This window comes from Arthrobacter globiformis, from assembly GCF_030818015.1.
Classification (GTDB): domain Bacteria; phylum Actinomycetota; class Actinomycetes; order Actinomycetales; family Micrococcaceae; genus Arthrobacter; species Arthrobacter globiformis_C.
In genome coordinates, this window is the sequence record NZ_JAUSZX010000001.1 from 3,373,872 (window position 1) to 3,386,981 (window position 13,110).

The 13,110-nt window shown below is 67.5% G+C and carries 15 protein-coding genes; 4 read left to right on the forward strand and 11 right to left on the reverse strand.

Features of this window, described 5'->3' with window-relative positions:
- Positions 1 to 44 precede the first annotated feature (44 nt).
- Positions 45 to 1,139, forward strand: coding sequence for an ADP-ribosylglycohydrolase family protein (locus QFZ23_RS15785; RefSeq protein WP_306924320.1), 1,095 nt, complete (start codon positions 45 to 47; stop codon positions 1,137 to 1,139).
- Here QFZ23_RS15785 and QFZ23_RS15790 read toward each other — a convergent pair.
- Positions 1,126 to 1,659: a DUF4395 domain-containing protein gene (locus tag QFZ23_RS15790; protein ID WP_306924322.1), complete on the reverse strand. Its 534-nt coding sequence runs from the start codon at positions 1,657 to 1,659 to the stop codon at positions 1,126 to 1,128. The genes QFZ23_RS15785 and QFZ23_RS15790 overlap by 14 nt on opposite strands.
- Positions 1,660 to 1,697: 38 nt before the next feature.
- Positions 1,698 to 2,702: an exonuclease domain-containing protein gene (locus QFZ23_RS15795; RefSeq protein ID WP_306924324.1), complete on the reverse strand. Its 1,005-nt coding sequence runs from the start codon at positions 2,700 to 2,702 to the stop codon at positions 1,698 to 1,700.
- Positions 2,703 to 2,770: 68 nt separating this feature from the next.
- Between QFZ23_RS15795 and QFZ23_RS15800 the strand changes: the two genes are divergently transcribed.
- Complete coding sequence (locus QFZ23_RS15800) at positions 2,771 to 3,544, forward strand: DedA family protein (RefSeq protein WP_306926888.1); 774 nt, start codon at positions 2,771 to 2,773, stop codon at positions 3,542 to 3,544.
- 108 nt (positions 3,545 to 3,652) lie between these two features.
- Here QFZ23_RS15800 and rdgB read toward each other — a convergent pair whose 3' ends face one another.
- The 6 genes from rdgB to clpS form a co-directional block, all read right to left on the reverse strand.
- Positions 3,653 to 4,297 carry an RdgB/HAM1 family non-canonical purine NTP pyrophosphatase gene (gene rdgB / locus QFZ23_RS15805; RefSeq protein ID WP_306924325.1) on the reverse strand — a complete coding sequence of 215 codons (645 nt, stop codon included), beginning with the start codon at positions 4,295 to 4,297 and terminating at the stop codon, positions 3,653 to 3,655.
- Between the two features lie 14 nt (positions 4,298 to 4,311).
- Positions 4,312 to 5,070, reverse strand: a complete 759-nt coding sequence (rph, locus tag QFZ23_RS15810) for a ribonuclease PH (protein WP_003805875.1) — start codon at positions 5,068 to 5,070, stop codon at positions 4,312 to 4,314.
- 100 nt (positions 5,071 to 5,170) lie between these two features.
- Complete coding sequence (locus tag QFZ23_RS15815; RefSeq protein WP_306924327.1) at positions 5,171 to 5,968, reverse strand: MBL fold metallo-hydrolase; 798 nt, start codon at positions 5,966 to 5,968, stop codon at positions 5,171 to 5,173.
- Complete coding sequence (murI, locus tag QFZ23_RS15820) at positions 5,965 to 6,990, reverse strand: glutamate racemase (protein ID WP_373427886.1); 1,026 nt, start codon at positions 6,988 to 6,990, stop codon at positions 5,965 to 5,967. The genes QFZ23_RS15815 and murI overlap by 4 nt, the downstream gene beginning before the upstream one ends.
- 130 nt (positions 6,991 to 7,120) lie before the next feature.
- Positions 7,121 to 7,687, reverse strand: coding sequence for a DUF2017 domain-containing protein (locus tag QFZ23_RS15825; protein ID WP_306924328.1), 567 nt, complete (start codon positions 7,685 to 7,687; stop codon positions 7,121 to 7,123).
- On the reverse strand, positions 7,680 to 8,060 hold the full coding sequence (gene clpS, locus QFZ23_RS15830; RefSeq protein ID WP_306924329.1) for an ATP-dependent Clp protease adapter ClpS: 381 nt from the start codon (positions 8,058 to 8,060) through the stop codon (positions 7,680 to 7,682). The genes QFZ23_RS15825 and clpS overlap by 8 nt, the downstream gene beginning before the upstream one ends.
- 96 nt (positions 8,061 to 8,156) lie before the next feature.
- Here clpS and QFZ23_RS15835 point away from each other — a divergent pair, with 96 nt between their 5' ends.
- Positions 8,157 to 9,485, forward strand: coding sequence for a nicotinate phosphoribosyltransferase (locus tag QFZ23_RS15835; protein ID WP_306924331.1), 1,329 nt, complete (start codon positions 8,157 to 8,159; stop codon positions 9,483 to 9,485).
- Between the two features lie 9 nt (positions 9,486 to 9,494).
- Positions 9,495 to 10,130: an isochorismatase family protein gene (locus QFZ23_RS15840; RefSeq protein WP_306924333.1), complete on the forward strand. Its 636-nt coding sequence runs from the start codon at positions 9,495 to 9,497 to the stop codon at positions 10,128 to 10,130.
- Between the two features lie 12 nt (positions 10,131 to 10,142).
- Here QFZ23_RS15840 and QFZ23_RS15845 read toward each other — a convergent pair whose 3' ends face one another.
- Genes QFZ23_RS15845 through nagB form a run of 3 tightly spaced genes read right to left on the reverse strand, consistent with a single transcriptional unit; the run spans position 10,143 to position 13,096 of the window.
- The gene (locus QFZ23_RS15845) at positions 10,143 to 11,921 is read right to left on the reverse strand and encodes a DEAD/DEAH box helicase (protein WP_306924335.1); all 1,779 of its coding nucleotides are present in this window, start codon (positions 11,919 to 11,921) and stop codon (positions 10,143 to 10,145) included.
- The gene (locus QFZ23_RS15850) at positions 11,921 to 12,262 is read right to left on the reverse strand and encodes a DUF3039 domain-containing protein (RefSeq protein WP_306924337.1); all 342 of its coding nucleotides are present in this window, start codon (positions 12,260 to 12,262) and stop codon (positions 11,921 to 11,923) included. Before QFZ23_RS15850 ends, QFZ23_RS15845 begins: the two co-directional genes overlap by 1 nt.
- A 51-nt stretch (positions 12,263 to 12,313) precedes the next feature.
- Positions 12,314 to 13,096: a glucosamine-6-phosphate deaminase gene (nagB, locus tag QFZ23_RS15855; protein WP_306924338.1), complete on the reverse strand. Its 783-nt coding sequence runs from the start codon at positions 13,094 to 13,096 to the stop codon at positions 12,314 to 12,316.
- Between the last annotated feature and the right edge of the window lie 14 nt (positions 13,097 to 13,110).

Below are 13,110 nucleotides of genomic sequence, written 5' to 3' on the forward strand. Positions count from 1 at the left end.
TCACGGAGTCGGGAGAGATCCGGCGGGCAGGTAAATTTGCCTGCATGAGCAATGATCCCGGCACCGTTCCGTCCCCCGAGTCCCGCATCCATGGCTGCCTGCTCGGCGGTGCCCTGGGCGACTCGCTCGGCTACGCCGTCGAGTTCGATCCGATAGACGAGATCCGGCGCCGTTTCGGCGCCGCCGGACTCCGGGATTTTTCCGCGCTCGGCGGCGGAACCCATTTCTCGGACGACACCCAAATGACGCTGTACACGGTCGACGGGATCGTCGAGGCCCTGGAGTGGGCCAACTCGGGCGTCGGTGCCGACGCCAACGCCTGTGTGTGGCTGGCGTACCTGCGCTGGCTGGACACGCAGGGCGTGCCCCTTCCCGACTCGGCGCCGCAGCCGCAGCCTCGCTGGATTGACGGCCAGGACGTGCTGCGGCACAGGCGGGATCCCGGCAACGCGTGCCTGAGCGGGCTGGCCACCGGCGAGATGGGAACGGTCTTCCGGCCGGTCAACCCAGATTCCAAGGGCTGCGGAACCGTGATGCGCTCGGCGCCCTTCGGCCTGGTTCCGCACATCCCGGCAGACTCCGTCTACAAGTTGAGCACCGACGCGGCCTCACTCACGCACGGGCATCCTTCGGCCCGGCAGAGCGCGGGTGTTTTCAGCCTGCTCATCCATTTGCTTGTGCAGGGCGCCAGCGTGCCGGAGGCAGCGCAGGCAGCGCTAGCCCATGTGCTGGCTGATCCGGAGGCAGCACCTGAACTCCACGAGCGGCTGGAGGCTGCAATCCGCCTCGCCGGCCAAGCCGGACCAGGCACGGTGCTCAGCCCGGAGGAACTGGTCCGTGAACTCGGTGAGGGCTGGGTGGCGGAGGAGGCTCTCGCCGTCGGGCTTTACGCGGTCCTGGCCACAGCTCCCGGGACACAAGGAGATGGAGCGCCCGATCCGGCGGACCATTTCAGGGCCGCCATCGCCGTGGCCATCAACCACAGCGGCGACAGCGATTCCACGGGGTCCATCGCCGGCAACATCCTGGGCGCGTACTACGGCACGGCCTGCCTGCCGGCGGACTGGCTGGCAGCGCTTGAGGCCCCCGAGGTGATCCGCAGCATGGCCGGGCAGCTGGTTGCCGTCACATCTGGCTGAGCGGAATGTTGTTGCACGCCTCGCAGACGTCCTCGGGGACGAGGCCACGGCGCTGCAGCAGGCCGAAGATGGCACAGCCCAGGCAGAACCCGGCGAAGGCCTCCAGCGAGGCGGCAACAATGAGCACGGCCAGCAAAATCCACGCGGCGGGGGCAAGGCCGGCGGCCAGCAGGACGGCGGCCGCCGTGGACATCGCGGCGCCGATGCCCTGCGCGAAACGCTTGGGCGGCCCGGGCACCAGCTTGACCCGTCCCAGCCGCGGGGCGAGGACCCTGACCGAAAGCAGGGCGAGCGGGGAGATCCTCGGCCCGAACAGGACGCGGAGCCAAAACCCGGCGGCAATGACCGCAAGGCCCCAGCCGAAGCCGGTGAGCAGTGTTACGGCAGCCAGCAGGACCACCAGTCCGGCGGTGATGCGCGCCGCGTATTCGTTGACCGGGTTGGGAAAGGCGAAGACGGAACCCAGCCCGCCCTGACTTGCCGGTTTGCCCTGTGTGCCCACTTCGCCTCGTTCGCCCATGGGGCAAGGCTAGGAGAGGGGACGCGGCGGGGGAAGCTTTATTGCGCCATGTGTACGGGTGCGCCGCCCACCATCTGCAGGAATTCCCCTTCGGAGATCACCTCGATGGCCTGGCCGCGGTCATGCAGCTCCAGCACGCGTTTTGCCTTGCCGGTGAGCCGGCCGGAGCGCAGGTCGCCGGCCACGAAGCCGTCCCCCACCACCAGGACGCTGGTCCGCGCCGTGACCCGGCTTTCCGGGCGCGCCCCCAGTTCAGCGGACCGCGTCTTCGCTTCGGGCCGCGGCATCGCGAGCTGGCCGGTGAACACGACGGTCTGGCCGAACAGCGGGTTCCCCGGTTCGGCGTCGGGATTGGGCTCGGGGTTGGGGCCTTCCTCGGGCCATCCGCTGCGGAACGGCCGGGTCACACTGGCGCCGCCCGCGGCGGCGAGTGCTGAAGCGGTTGCCTTTGAAAGCTCACCGCTGGAAGGATCGAACGCGGCCTGCTGCGGTATGGCCAGCCCCAGCGAAAGGTAGAGCTCGGCAATGCTGTTGGCCCGGTTGCGCCCCGCGATGTCGATGAGGATGCCGGCGCACGCCCGGGCGTCCTCGGCCGCGTCGTGGTGGTTCACGAGGGGCACGCCCGCCTCCTCGGCGGCAAAGGGCAGTGAATTTGAAACCAGGGAGTAGCAGCGCCGGGACAGCATCACGGTGCATACATAGTCGTAGGCAGGACCGGGTAGCCCCGAGACCTCAAGCCCGGACCGGATCACCCCGAGGTCGAAGGCAGCGTTGTGGGCCGCGAGGATGTCGCCGCCGATGAACGCACCGATCTCCGGAAACAGCTCCCCGAAGCGTGGCCGGCCGGCCACCTGTTCGGGCCTGATGCCGTGGACGCGGATGTTGTGGTAATCGAAGGAGTCGTGGTTTTCCGGCGGCCGCATCAGCCACGAGGCCTCCTCGACGATGACGCCGCCGCGGACCTTGGTGAGGCCAACGGCGCACGGCGAACCGCGGAAGCCGTTGGCGGTCTCGAAGTCGATCGCCGTAAAGTCCAAACTCACGGGGACAACTGTAGCCCGGCGGTGGCCCCGAGCCGGTCAAGTACCCTTGAAACGTGAACTTTAATGCATTGAGCGACTTTGCCGTGCCCGCGCTGGGTGGCGCCGGCCCCGTCCAGCCGCATCTGGCATCATTCCTGCCCGATTGGCTCAACCCCCAGGTCTTCCTCGCCGACCCGGCCCTTGCCCCGTGGGTTGTTCTGCTGGTATGCGGGATCATCTTCGCCGAAACCGGGCTGCTGATCGGTTTCTTCCTGCCCGGGGACTCCATGCTCTTTACGGCGGGCCTGCTCGTGGCCACGGACACGATCAAATTCAACATCTGGCTCTTCGCCGCGCTGATCATCGTGTCCGCCATCATTGGCAACCAGACGGGCTATCTCATCGGGTCCAAGGCCGGCCCTGCCATCTTCAACAAGCCGGACTCAAGGCTCTTCAAGCATGAGAACGTCGACAGTGCACACAAGTTCTTCGAAAAGCACGGCGGCAAGGCCCTGATCCTCGCGCGCTTTGTGCCCATCATCCGCACCTTCGTTCCCGTCATCGTGGGCGTCGCCGCGATGGACAAGCGGAAGTTCTTCCTGTTCAACGTCATCGGCGCTGTCCTCTGGGGTGGCGGTGTGACGCTTCTCGGCTATCTGCTGGGCGACAAGGTCCCGTGGGTGCGGGACAACCTCGACATCATCTTCATCGTCATTGTCCTCCTCTCGGTGATCCCGGTGGGCATTGAAGTCATCCGCGGCATGGCCGCCAAGCGCGAGGCCGCCGCCTTCGGGACGGATCCGGTGGAAGAGTTCATCGAGGAGCACGCGCCCGAGACCGAGCGCAAAACAAACCTCGACTGACCGGCGCTCCGGCAGGCTTCCCTCAAGGAGGGCAGAGCCCCCAAACGCGGAAAGGCACCTCAGAACTGAGGTGCCTTTCTGTTTACAGCGACTAGCAGTTGTCAGCAATCACCGCAGCGCCTCGACGATCGAGGGAAGCAGCGCACGGAACGCCTGGCCGCGGTGGCTGATGGCGTTCTTCTCCTCCGGGGTGAGCTCAGCACAGCTGCGGTCCAGGCCCAGGGGTTCCAGGACGGGGTCGTAGCCGAACCCGCCTTCGCCCCGCGGTTCACGCAGCAGCGTGCCGGCAAGCTGCCCGTACTCCACCACTTCGCGGGCCCCGTCCCCGGATGCCGACGCCGGCACGGCAAGGGCCGCCGCGCACACGAAGGCGGCACCGCGGTGCCCATCCGGCACGTCGGCCAGCTGGGCCAGCAGCAGGTGCAGGTTGGCGTCGTCGTCACCGTGGCGGCCGGCCCAGCGCGCGGAGAAAATCCCTGGCGCGCCGCCAAGGACATCCACGGACAGCCCGGAGTCGTCGGCGATGGCCACCAGCCCCGTGGCCTCGGCCACCGCTCGGGCCTTCAGCAGCGAGTTTTCCGCAAAGGTCACCCCGGTTTCCGCGACGTCGGGGGCTCCGACGGCGGCCGCGTCCACCACCTGCGTGTCGACGTCGAGCCCGGGGATCTGCCCGCGCAGCAGCTCGCGCAGCTCCCGCAGTTTGCCGGCGTTGCGTGTGGCCAGCACCAGCCGGGGTGCGGGCCCGCCGCTCACAGCGTTGTCCCCACTCACGGCGCTTCGGCCAGGGTCTCGCGCTGGATGGCCGCCAGCTGTTCGGTCCCCAGCAGGGCCAAGTCCAGCAGCTTGTTGAGTTCGTCCCGGTCAAAGGGTGCGCCTTCGGCGGTGCCCTGGACCTCCACAAACTTGCCGGAGCCGGTCACCACCACGTTCATGTCGGTTTCGGCCCGCACGTCCTCGATGTACGGAAGGTCCAGCATGGGGATACCGTCGATGATCCCCACGGACACAGCGGCAATGGTGTCGATCAGGGGCTGGGCGTTGCGGGCAATCATCTTGTTCTCGCGGGCAAAGCGGATGGCCTCGGCGAGCGCCACGTAGGCGCCGGTGATGGCGGCCGTCCGGGTGCCGCCGTCGGCCTGCAGGACATCGCAGTCCAGCACGATGGTGTTCTCGCCCAGGGCCTTGGTGTCGATGATCGAACGCAGCGAGCGCCCGATCAGGCGGGAGATTTCGTGCGTGCGGCCGCCGATCTTGCCCTTGACGGACTCACGGTCGGACCGGGTGTTCGTGGCACGCGGGAGCATGGCGTATTCGGCGGTCACCCAGCCACGGCCTTCGCCCTTGAGCCAGCGCGGAACGCCTTCGGTGAGGGAAGCTGTGCACAGGACCCGGGTATTGCCGAACTCGATGAGCGCCGATCCCTCGGCCTGCTTGGACCAGCCGCGAGTGATGCTGATGGGCCGGAGCTGGTCCGGGGTGCGGCCGTCGGCACGGATGACGGGGGCAGTGGTTGCTTCGGAAGTCATGCCTTTAGCTTATCGAGGCTGCAGGCGGGACGGTGCCACGTCAGTCAGTGCCCAGGTCAGTCGGTGCCACGTCAGTCAGTGCCACGTCAGTCAATGCCAGTCAGACCGTGTAGTGCACGCCCGCCACGGCCACGGCCACGTCACCGGTAAAGGCGGGACGCGCCTCGGCCATGACCTTGGTCTGTGACGTCCACACCGGAATGTGGGTGAGGAGGAGGCGGCGGGCGCCGGCGGCGGTGGCAGCCTCCCCGGCCCGCTTGCCGGTCAGGTGGACGTCCTTGATGCCGTCGTCGCGGCCTTCCTCAAAGGCCGCCTCGCAGAGGAAGAGGTCTGCGTCCTTGGCCGCCTCTTCCAGCCCGCGGCACGAATCGGTGTCGCCCGAATAGGTCAGCACGCGGGTCACGGCATTCCCGGCGGCGTCCGGTTCGGTCACCTCCACGCGCAGCGCGTAGGCCTCCTCGACGGGGTGGTTCACGGCGAACGGCGTCACGGTGAAAGGCCCGACGGTGACGGACTGGCGCTCGGTCCAGTTGGTGAAGTCGAACTCCTCGTGCATCCCCGGGTCCAGGTCCAGCCCGTAGGCAGTTGCCATCCTGTCGGCGGTGGCGGCGGGACCCCAGACGGGGATCCTGCCCCGGTCCCAGCCACCTGGCTTCCAGCGCACCGCCACGTGCAGGCCGCAAAGGTCCATGCAGTGATCGGGGTGCAAATGTGTGAGGAAGATCGCGTCGATGTCCTCAAGGTCGGTGTACCGCTGGATGGCGCCCAGGGCCCCGCTGCCGAGGTCCATGACCACCTTCCAGACCCGCTCGCCGTCGTTGGCGGTCAACAGGTAGCAGGAGGCGGGTGATCCGGGACCGGGAAATGAGCCGGTGCAGCCAACGATGGTGAGTTTCACAGGAAGGACCCCCCGGGGGTTGCTCCGCTGCCGGCCGCCTGCCCGACGAAGTTGGAGATGCGCGGGCGTGCTGCCGCATTGCGCGCGGCGGCAATCATTTCGGGGGTGATCCGTGCCAGGCTGCCCGTGGGGTACTGCGCCGCAACGTGGTCCACGTGCTTGACGCTGAGCACCTCCGGCCCGAGGAACCTGCGGGCCAGGGCTTCGAACTGGGCCGGATCCCCGGTGGCGATGAAGCTGTGCTCCGGCGGCGCCGGGTCCGTCCGTTCGAGGCCGTTGCTGGCCAGCGCCCGGTAGACGTCCTTGGCGGTTTCCTCGGCGCTGGAGACCAGGGTGACGTCCTCACCCATGACGTAGGAGATCACGCCGGTCAGGAGCGGGTAGTGCGTGCAGCCCAGCACCACGGTATCCACGCCCGCTGTCTTCAGCGGTTCAAGGTACTCCCGGGCGACGTCGAGCAGTTCCTGCCCCGTGGTGATGCCTGCCTCCACGTAGGGCACGAACGCCGGGCAGGCCACGGACGTGATCTCCAGGTCAGGCGCCGCGGCGAAAGTGTCCTCGTAGGCCCGGGACCCCACGGTGGCGGAGGTGCCGATCACGCCTACCCGGCCGGTGCGGGTGGCCGCGACGGCACGGCGCACGGCCGGCTGGATCACCTCGATGACGGGAATTCCGTAACGCGCCGTGTAGCGCTCACGGGCATCCCGGAGCACCGCGGCCGACGCCGAGTTGCAGGCGATGGTGAGCAGCTTGACACCGGAGTCCACGAGTTCGTCCATGACGCCGAGGGCGTTGGCGCGCACCTCCGCGATGGGCAGTGGCCCGTACGGGCCGTGGGCGGTGTCGCCGACGTAGAGGATGGATTCGTTCGGCAGCTGGTCGATGATCGACCGTGCCACCGTGAGGCCGCCGACCCCGGAGTCGAAGACGCCGATCGGCAGCGATCCCACATTTACGCCGTCGGCCGTTGCGGACTCCGCTGCAGCTCCTGCTGCCGGATCCATGCTCGATGCTGAAGTCATGATTATTTGAGGATAGGTCTTCCCGTGAGGTGCGGCCATCACTTGTGGCGAGCGACTCATGTCGAATTTGTCACATCTGGCGCAGCCGAAACCGGCCGGGGCCGAAGGAACCGCTCACCGCCGGAACCGCTCAGGGCCGGGCGTCCAGTGACTGCAGCATCGCCTGCACAAGCGACTCCTGCAGCCACGTGGTGAAGTTGTAGACCAGGGCGAGGTAGCTTTCCACGTCCTCGGCCTGGGACCAGTCCTGCATCTGGTGCACGTGGTCGGCGTCCGCTTCGTCCCGGATGTCGAGCCGCTCTGCGAGCACCAACCGTACGTCGTTGAGCGCCGTGGACCAGTGCCGGGCATCAGTCGGGGTCAGGACGAGCTCGTCCTTGTCCAGGCCCAGCGCGGCAGCGCGCAGCGCGCCGATCTTGCTTTCCCGCAGTGAGCGTTCGGTGAGCTGGCGGAACTCAAGCGAGGCCGCGGCGTCGTCCTTCACTGCGTTGGGCAGCAGCCGGCGGAGGGCTCGGTCCGACGGTTCCCGGACCTCCATGTCCAGTCCGATCATCGCGGCGAGCGGATCTTCGGAGCCGCGGTCCGCCGGCTCCAGCATGGAGATGACGTCGGCGAACAGGCTGCGCAGCAGTTCCCTCTCGGCCGGTTCCAGGAAACCGGTGATGCCCTTTAGTCCGTATTTGAAAGCCTTAGCCACGTTTTCCCTTGCCCTTGCCCGGGCCGCCGCTTTTGCCGCCCCCGCTGTCTCCGCCGGTGGCCTTCTCCACGGTGGCCCACAGGCCGAACCCGTGCATCGCGACCGCGTGCTGCTCCACCTGTTCCTTGCTGCCGTGGGCAACGATGGACCGGCCCTTTCTGTGGACCTCGAGCATCAGCTTGTTGGCCTTTGTCTCCGAGTAGCCGAAGTAGCTCTGGAAGACGTAGGCGACGTAGCTCATCAGATTGACTGGGTCATTCCAGATAACAAGGTTCCAAGGGACGTCCGGGGCGGTCAGGGCGTCGGTGGACACCGCCGTTCCGGTCTGGATGCTCTCCTGGGTGTCAGGGCCGAGCGCAACGCTTAAGGTCATCTGTCCATTCTATGGCGATGCTGGGCCCACACCGGCGAGGGCCCAGCGGCGAAGCGAAGCGAGACGTGGGAGCCGGTGGGGACTAGAGTGATTTTTGTGAGTAACTCCGCCAGCTGGGAGCAGCCCCGCACGTCCCTGTTCACCGACCATTACGAGCTGACCATGCTGCAGGGGGCCCTCCATTCCGGCGCCGCGCACCGCAAGGCCGTGTTCGAGGCGTTCGCGCGCCGGCTCCCGGACGGCCGCCGCTACGGGATTGTGGGCGGTACGGGCAGGCTACTCGAAGGCATCATGGCGTTCCGGTTCGGCGAGGCGGAGCTCGAATTCCTGGCGCGCACCGGCGTGGTTAACAAGCAGACGCTCGACTACCTGGCCGATTTCCGGTTCACCGGCGACATCTGGGGTTATGCCGAGGGCGAGGCGTACTTCCCCAACTCCCCCATCCTGATCGTCGAATCGACGTTTGCCGAGGCATGCATCCTGGAGACGTACGTCCTGTCCGTCCTCAACCACGACAGCGCCATCGCTTCGGCGGCGTCGCGCATGGTGATGGCCGCCGGCCATCGGCCCTGCATTGAGATGGGGTCCCGGCGGACGCAGGAGGAATCAGCCACGGCTGCCGCCCGTGCCGCCGTCATCGCCGGGTTCGACAGCACCTCAAACCTTGAGGCCGGTCTGCGGTACGGCCTCAAGACGGTGGGCACCGCCGCCCACTCCTTCACGCTCCTCCATGACACCGAGCGGGACGCCTTTGAGGCGCAGGTCGCCTCCCTGGGGGCCGGCACCTCGCTGCTGGTGGACACGTACGACGTCGAAACCGCCGTCCGTACGGCCGTTGACATCGCCGGTGACAAGCTGGGCGCCGTGCGGCTGGACTCCGGCGACCTGGTTGAGCAGGCGCAGTGGGTTCGGCAGCTGCTGGATGACCTGGGCAACGAGCACACCCGCATCACGGTGACCTCGGACCTGGACGAATACGCGATTGCGGCGCTGCAGTCCGCCCCTGTTGACTCGTACGGTGTGGGCACCTCCCTCGTGACCGGCTCCGGCGCACCCACCGCGAGCATGGTCTACAAGCTGGTCAGCCGGACCAACGACGCCGGGGAGTTCGTCTCCGTAGCCAAGGCCGCCAAGAACAAGGTGAGCAAGGGCGGGCGGAAGTACGCCCTCCGCCGGCTCAACGACAACGGCACGGCCACTCAGGAGCTCATCGGTGTGGGCCACCGGCCGGCGGACGACGGCAACGACCGCACGCTACTGCAGCAGTTCGTCAAGAACGGCGAGCTCCTGCCGGGCTGGACCGGCCACGAAGGCGTCCTGCGTGCCCGGCAGCGTCACGCTGACTCCCTGGCCGAACTGCCGGCGGTGGTCCACCGCCTGCATCGCGGCGAGCCGGCAATCCCCACAATCTACGAAGAGAACTGAGGAGATCTGATGGCACGTGCACTCATCATCGTCGACGTCCAGAACGACTTCTGCGAGGGCGGCGCGCTTCCCGTGGAGGGCGGGGCCGCCGTGGCCGGGGCCATCAGCGAATACGTCGAGAACCACCACGGCCAGTTCGACCACATCGTGGCCACGCAGGACTGGCATATCGATCCGGGCGCCCATTTCTCGGAAGCCCCGGACTTCAAGGACACCTGGCCGACGCACTGCGTCGCCGGGACCCCGGGCGCCGAGCTTCATCCTGAGCTCGACACCGAACACATCCAGGCGTACTTCCACAAGGGCCTGTACACCGCAGCATACTCCGGGTTCGAGGGCCTGCTGGCACCGGATGAGGCCGTCCCCACCGGCGAACGGCAGCCAGGTTCCCTGCCCGGAGCGGCCGACCCCGACTACGCGCCGGAAGAAGACGCGATCGGCCTCGACGACTGGCTCCAGAGCCACGACGTGGAGGACGTCGTGGTGGTGGGCCTCGCCACCGACCACTGCGTCATGGCCACGTCACTGGATGCGGTCCAGGCCGGCTACTCGGTCACCGTGATCAAACGGCTGACGGCGGGCATCGCCGATAACCTCGACGACACCTACGCCGAAATGGAGCTGGGCGGCGTGGACCTCGAGTAGGTTCCCACCCTGCTATTTCCTGCCGATGAACCAGTCCTGGAGCTTTTTCAGCCTGGACTGAAGCTGCTCCTCGTTCGCCTGTGCCACGGGAGGCCCGCCGCAGACGGTCCGGAGCTTCGTGTGCACCACGCCGTGCGGGGTGCCCGTCCGCGCAGACCAGGCCGCCACGTTCTTCGCCAGCTCGTTCCGCAGGTCCATCAGCATCCGGTGGTCCGGTACTGCGGGGGCGGCGGGCGCAGCTGCGGGGCTCTGGCGTTTCTTCCGGCCCTGCTGCTCGTGCTGGCGCTGGCGCAGCAGCATGCCCACCTGCTCGGCGTCCAGCAGGCCCGGGATGCCGAGGAAGTCGAGTTCGTCCTCGGAGCCGATGTCGCCTCCGGTGCCGAACTCGCCGCCGTCGAACAGCACGCGGTCGAAGGACGCCTGCGAGTCCAGCGCCTCGAACTTGCCCTTGGTCAGGCTGTCCGAGGCTTTCTCCTCGCGGTTCGCCTCGTCCATCAGCGACTCTTCGAGGTCCATCAGGCCGTCCGCGTCATCGTTCTGTGGCCGGTCCAGGGCATGGTCACGTTCGGCTTCCATGCTGTTGGCCAGCGCCATCAGCTGGGGAACGGACGGGAGGAAGACAGAGGCCGTCTCGCCCCGCTTCCGGGACCGCACAAAGCGCCCCACTGCCTGGGCGAAGAACAAGGGGGTGGACGTGGAGGTCGCGTAGACGCCCACCGAAAGGCGCGGCACGTCCACGCCTTCGGACACCATGCGCACGGCTACCATCCAGCGCTTGTCGCCCGCGCTGAACTCCTCGATCTTGTTGGAGGCCTTGGCATCATCGGACAGAATCACCGTCGGCGACTCGCCCGTGATCTTCTTGAGCTGGCCGGCGTACGCCCGGGCGTCCTCGTGGTCGGTGGCGATCACCAGGCCGCCGGCGTCGGGAACGGACCGCCGGACCTCGCTGAGCCGCTTGTCCGCTCCTGCCAAAACGGCGGGGATCCATTCCCCGGCCGGGTTCAGGGCGGTCCGCCAGGCCTGTGACGTGATGTCCTTGGTGACCGCCGCCTCGCCGAGGGAAGCGGCCATCTCGTCGCCAGCGCTGGTGCGCCAGCGCATTTGCCCCGAATACGCCATGAAGATGACCGGACGCACCACGTGGTCACGCAGCGCGTTGCCGTAACCGTAGGTGTAGTCCGACTTCGAGCGGCGAATGCCCTCGCGGTCCTCGGTGTACTCCACAAACGGAATCGGCGAGGTGTCCGACCGGAACGGCGTACCGGTCAGGGACAGCCGCCGGGCCGCGGGGTCGAAGGCCTCGCGGAGACCGTCGCCCCAGGACAGGGCCTCGCCGCCGTGGTGGATTTCGTCCAGAATCACCAGGGTGCGGGCGGCCTCGGTCTTGGCCCGGTGCAGCATGGGCTTGCTGGCCACCTGCGCGTAGGTCACGGCGACGCCGATGAACCCGCGGCCGTGCTGGCCGTCCGAATTCTTGAAGTTCGGGTCAATGGCGATGCCGACGCGTGCGGCAGCGTCAGCCCACTGCCGCTTCAGGTGGTCTGTGGGCGCGACGATGGTGACACGGTTCACCGTGCCGGCCTCGATCAGCATGGAGGCCACCCGGAGGGCAAACGTGGTCTTGCCGGCGCCGGGGGTGGCTACGGCCATGAAATCGCGCGGAGCCTTGCTGAAGTAAAGATCCAGGGCTTCCTGCTGCCAGGCACGGAGCTTCGGGGCGGTTCCCCAGGCTGCACGTTCCGGATAAGCCGGGGGCAGGGTGGGTCCGCCGAAGAGTGTCTCCGTCACTATTTGTTGTTGCCTGAGTCTCCGCCGGACCCGCTGCCGCCGTCGTTGCCCGGGCGGAGGCCGTCATAGACCTCTTTGCACATCGGGCAGACCGGGAACTTCTGCGGATCCCGTCCGGGCGTCCAGACCTTGCCGCACAGCGCGATGACCGGTTCGCCGGTCATCGCGGACTCCATGATCTTTTCCTTGCGCACGTAGTGTGCAAAGCGCTCACGGTCGCCGGGCTCCACTTCCTGGCGCAGTTCCTCGCGCTCAATCGTTGCGGTGGACGATCCGGCGCCGGAAAGCTCACGCATGGGGTCGTTGTCGAGAGGATCCGTCATGCTACTCATGGCAACCATCTTAGCCGTTCCGCCGGCGCGGCCGCGGGAGGACCCGGGCGAAGGTTCCGGTCAGAGGCCCTGCCACGCGGGTTTGTGGTCGTAGGTGTGCCGGTAGTAGTCGGCGAGCTTCAGTGACGACGCGGCGGCCTCGTCCAACACGATGGAGGCGTGCGGGTGCAGCTGCAGGACTGAGGCAGGGCAGATCGCGGCGAGGGGTCCCTCGACCAGGTCGTGCACGGCCTGCGCCTTTTGGGCTCCCGTGGCCAGCAGGATGGCGTGCCGCGACTCGAGGATGGTGGCCAGGCCTTGGGTCACCACGTGGTGTGGAACCTCCTCAAGGCTGCGGAAGAAGCGGGCGTTGTCGCGCCGTGTCTGCTCGATGAGCGACTTGATCCGGGTGCGGGAGGCCAGGGACGACCCCGGCTCGTTGAAGCCGATGTGTCCGTCGGTGCCAAGGCCCAGAATCTGCAGATCGATGCCGCCGCGCTCCCTGATCCGGTCCTCGTAGGCGCGGCAGGCCGCCGGGATGTCCGGTGCGCTTCCGTCCGGTCCCAGGATGTTGTCCGGGTCGATGTTGACCCGGTTCGCAAAGTCGCGGCGGATCACCTCCCGGTAGGACTCGGGGTGTCCGGGTTCCAGCCCGACGTACTCATCCAGGGTGAATCCGTAGGCACGACTGAAGTCCAGGCCGGCCTGCTCGTGGCGCCGGGCGAGTTCGTCGTAGACCGGCAGCGGCGATGATCCCGTGGCCAGCCCCAGCACGGCGTCGGGCTTGCCGCGCAGCAGGCTTTCCACTGCGTCTGCCACGAGGGAGGCAACCTGCCTGCCGCCCGGAAGTATGACGACCTCCATTTTCGGCCTTTCTC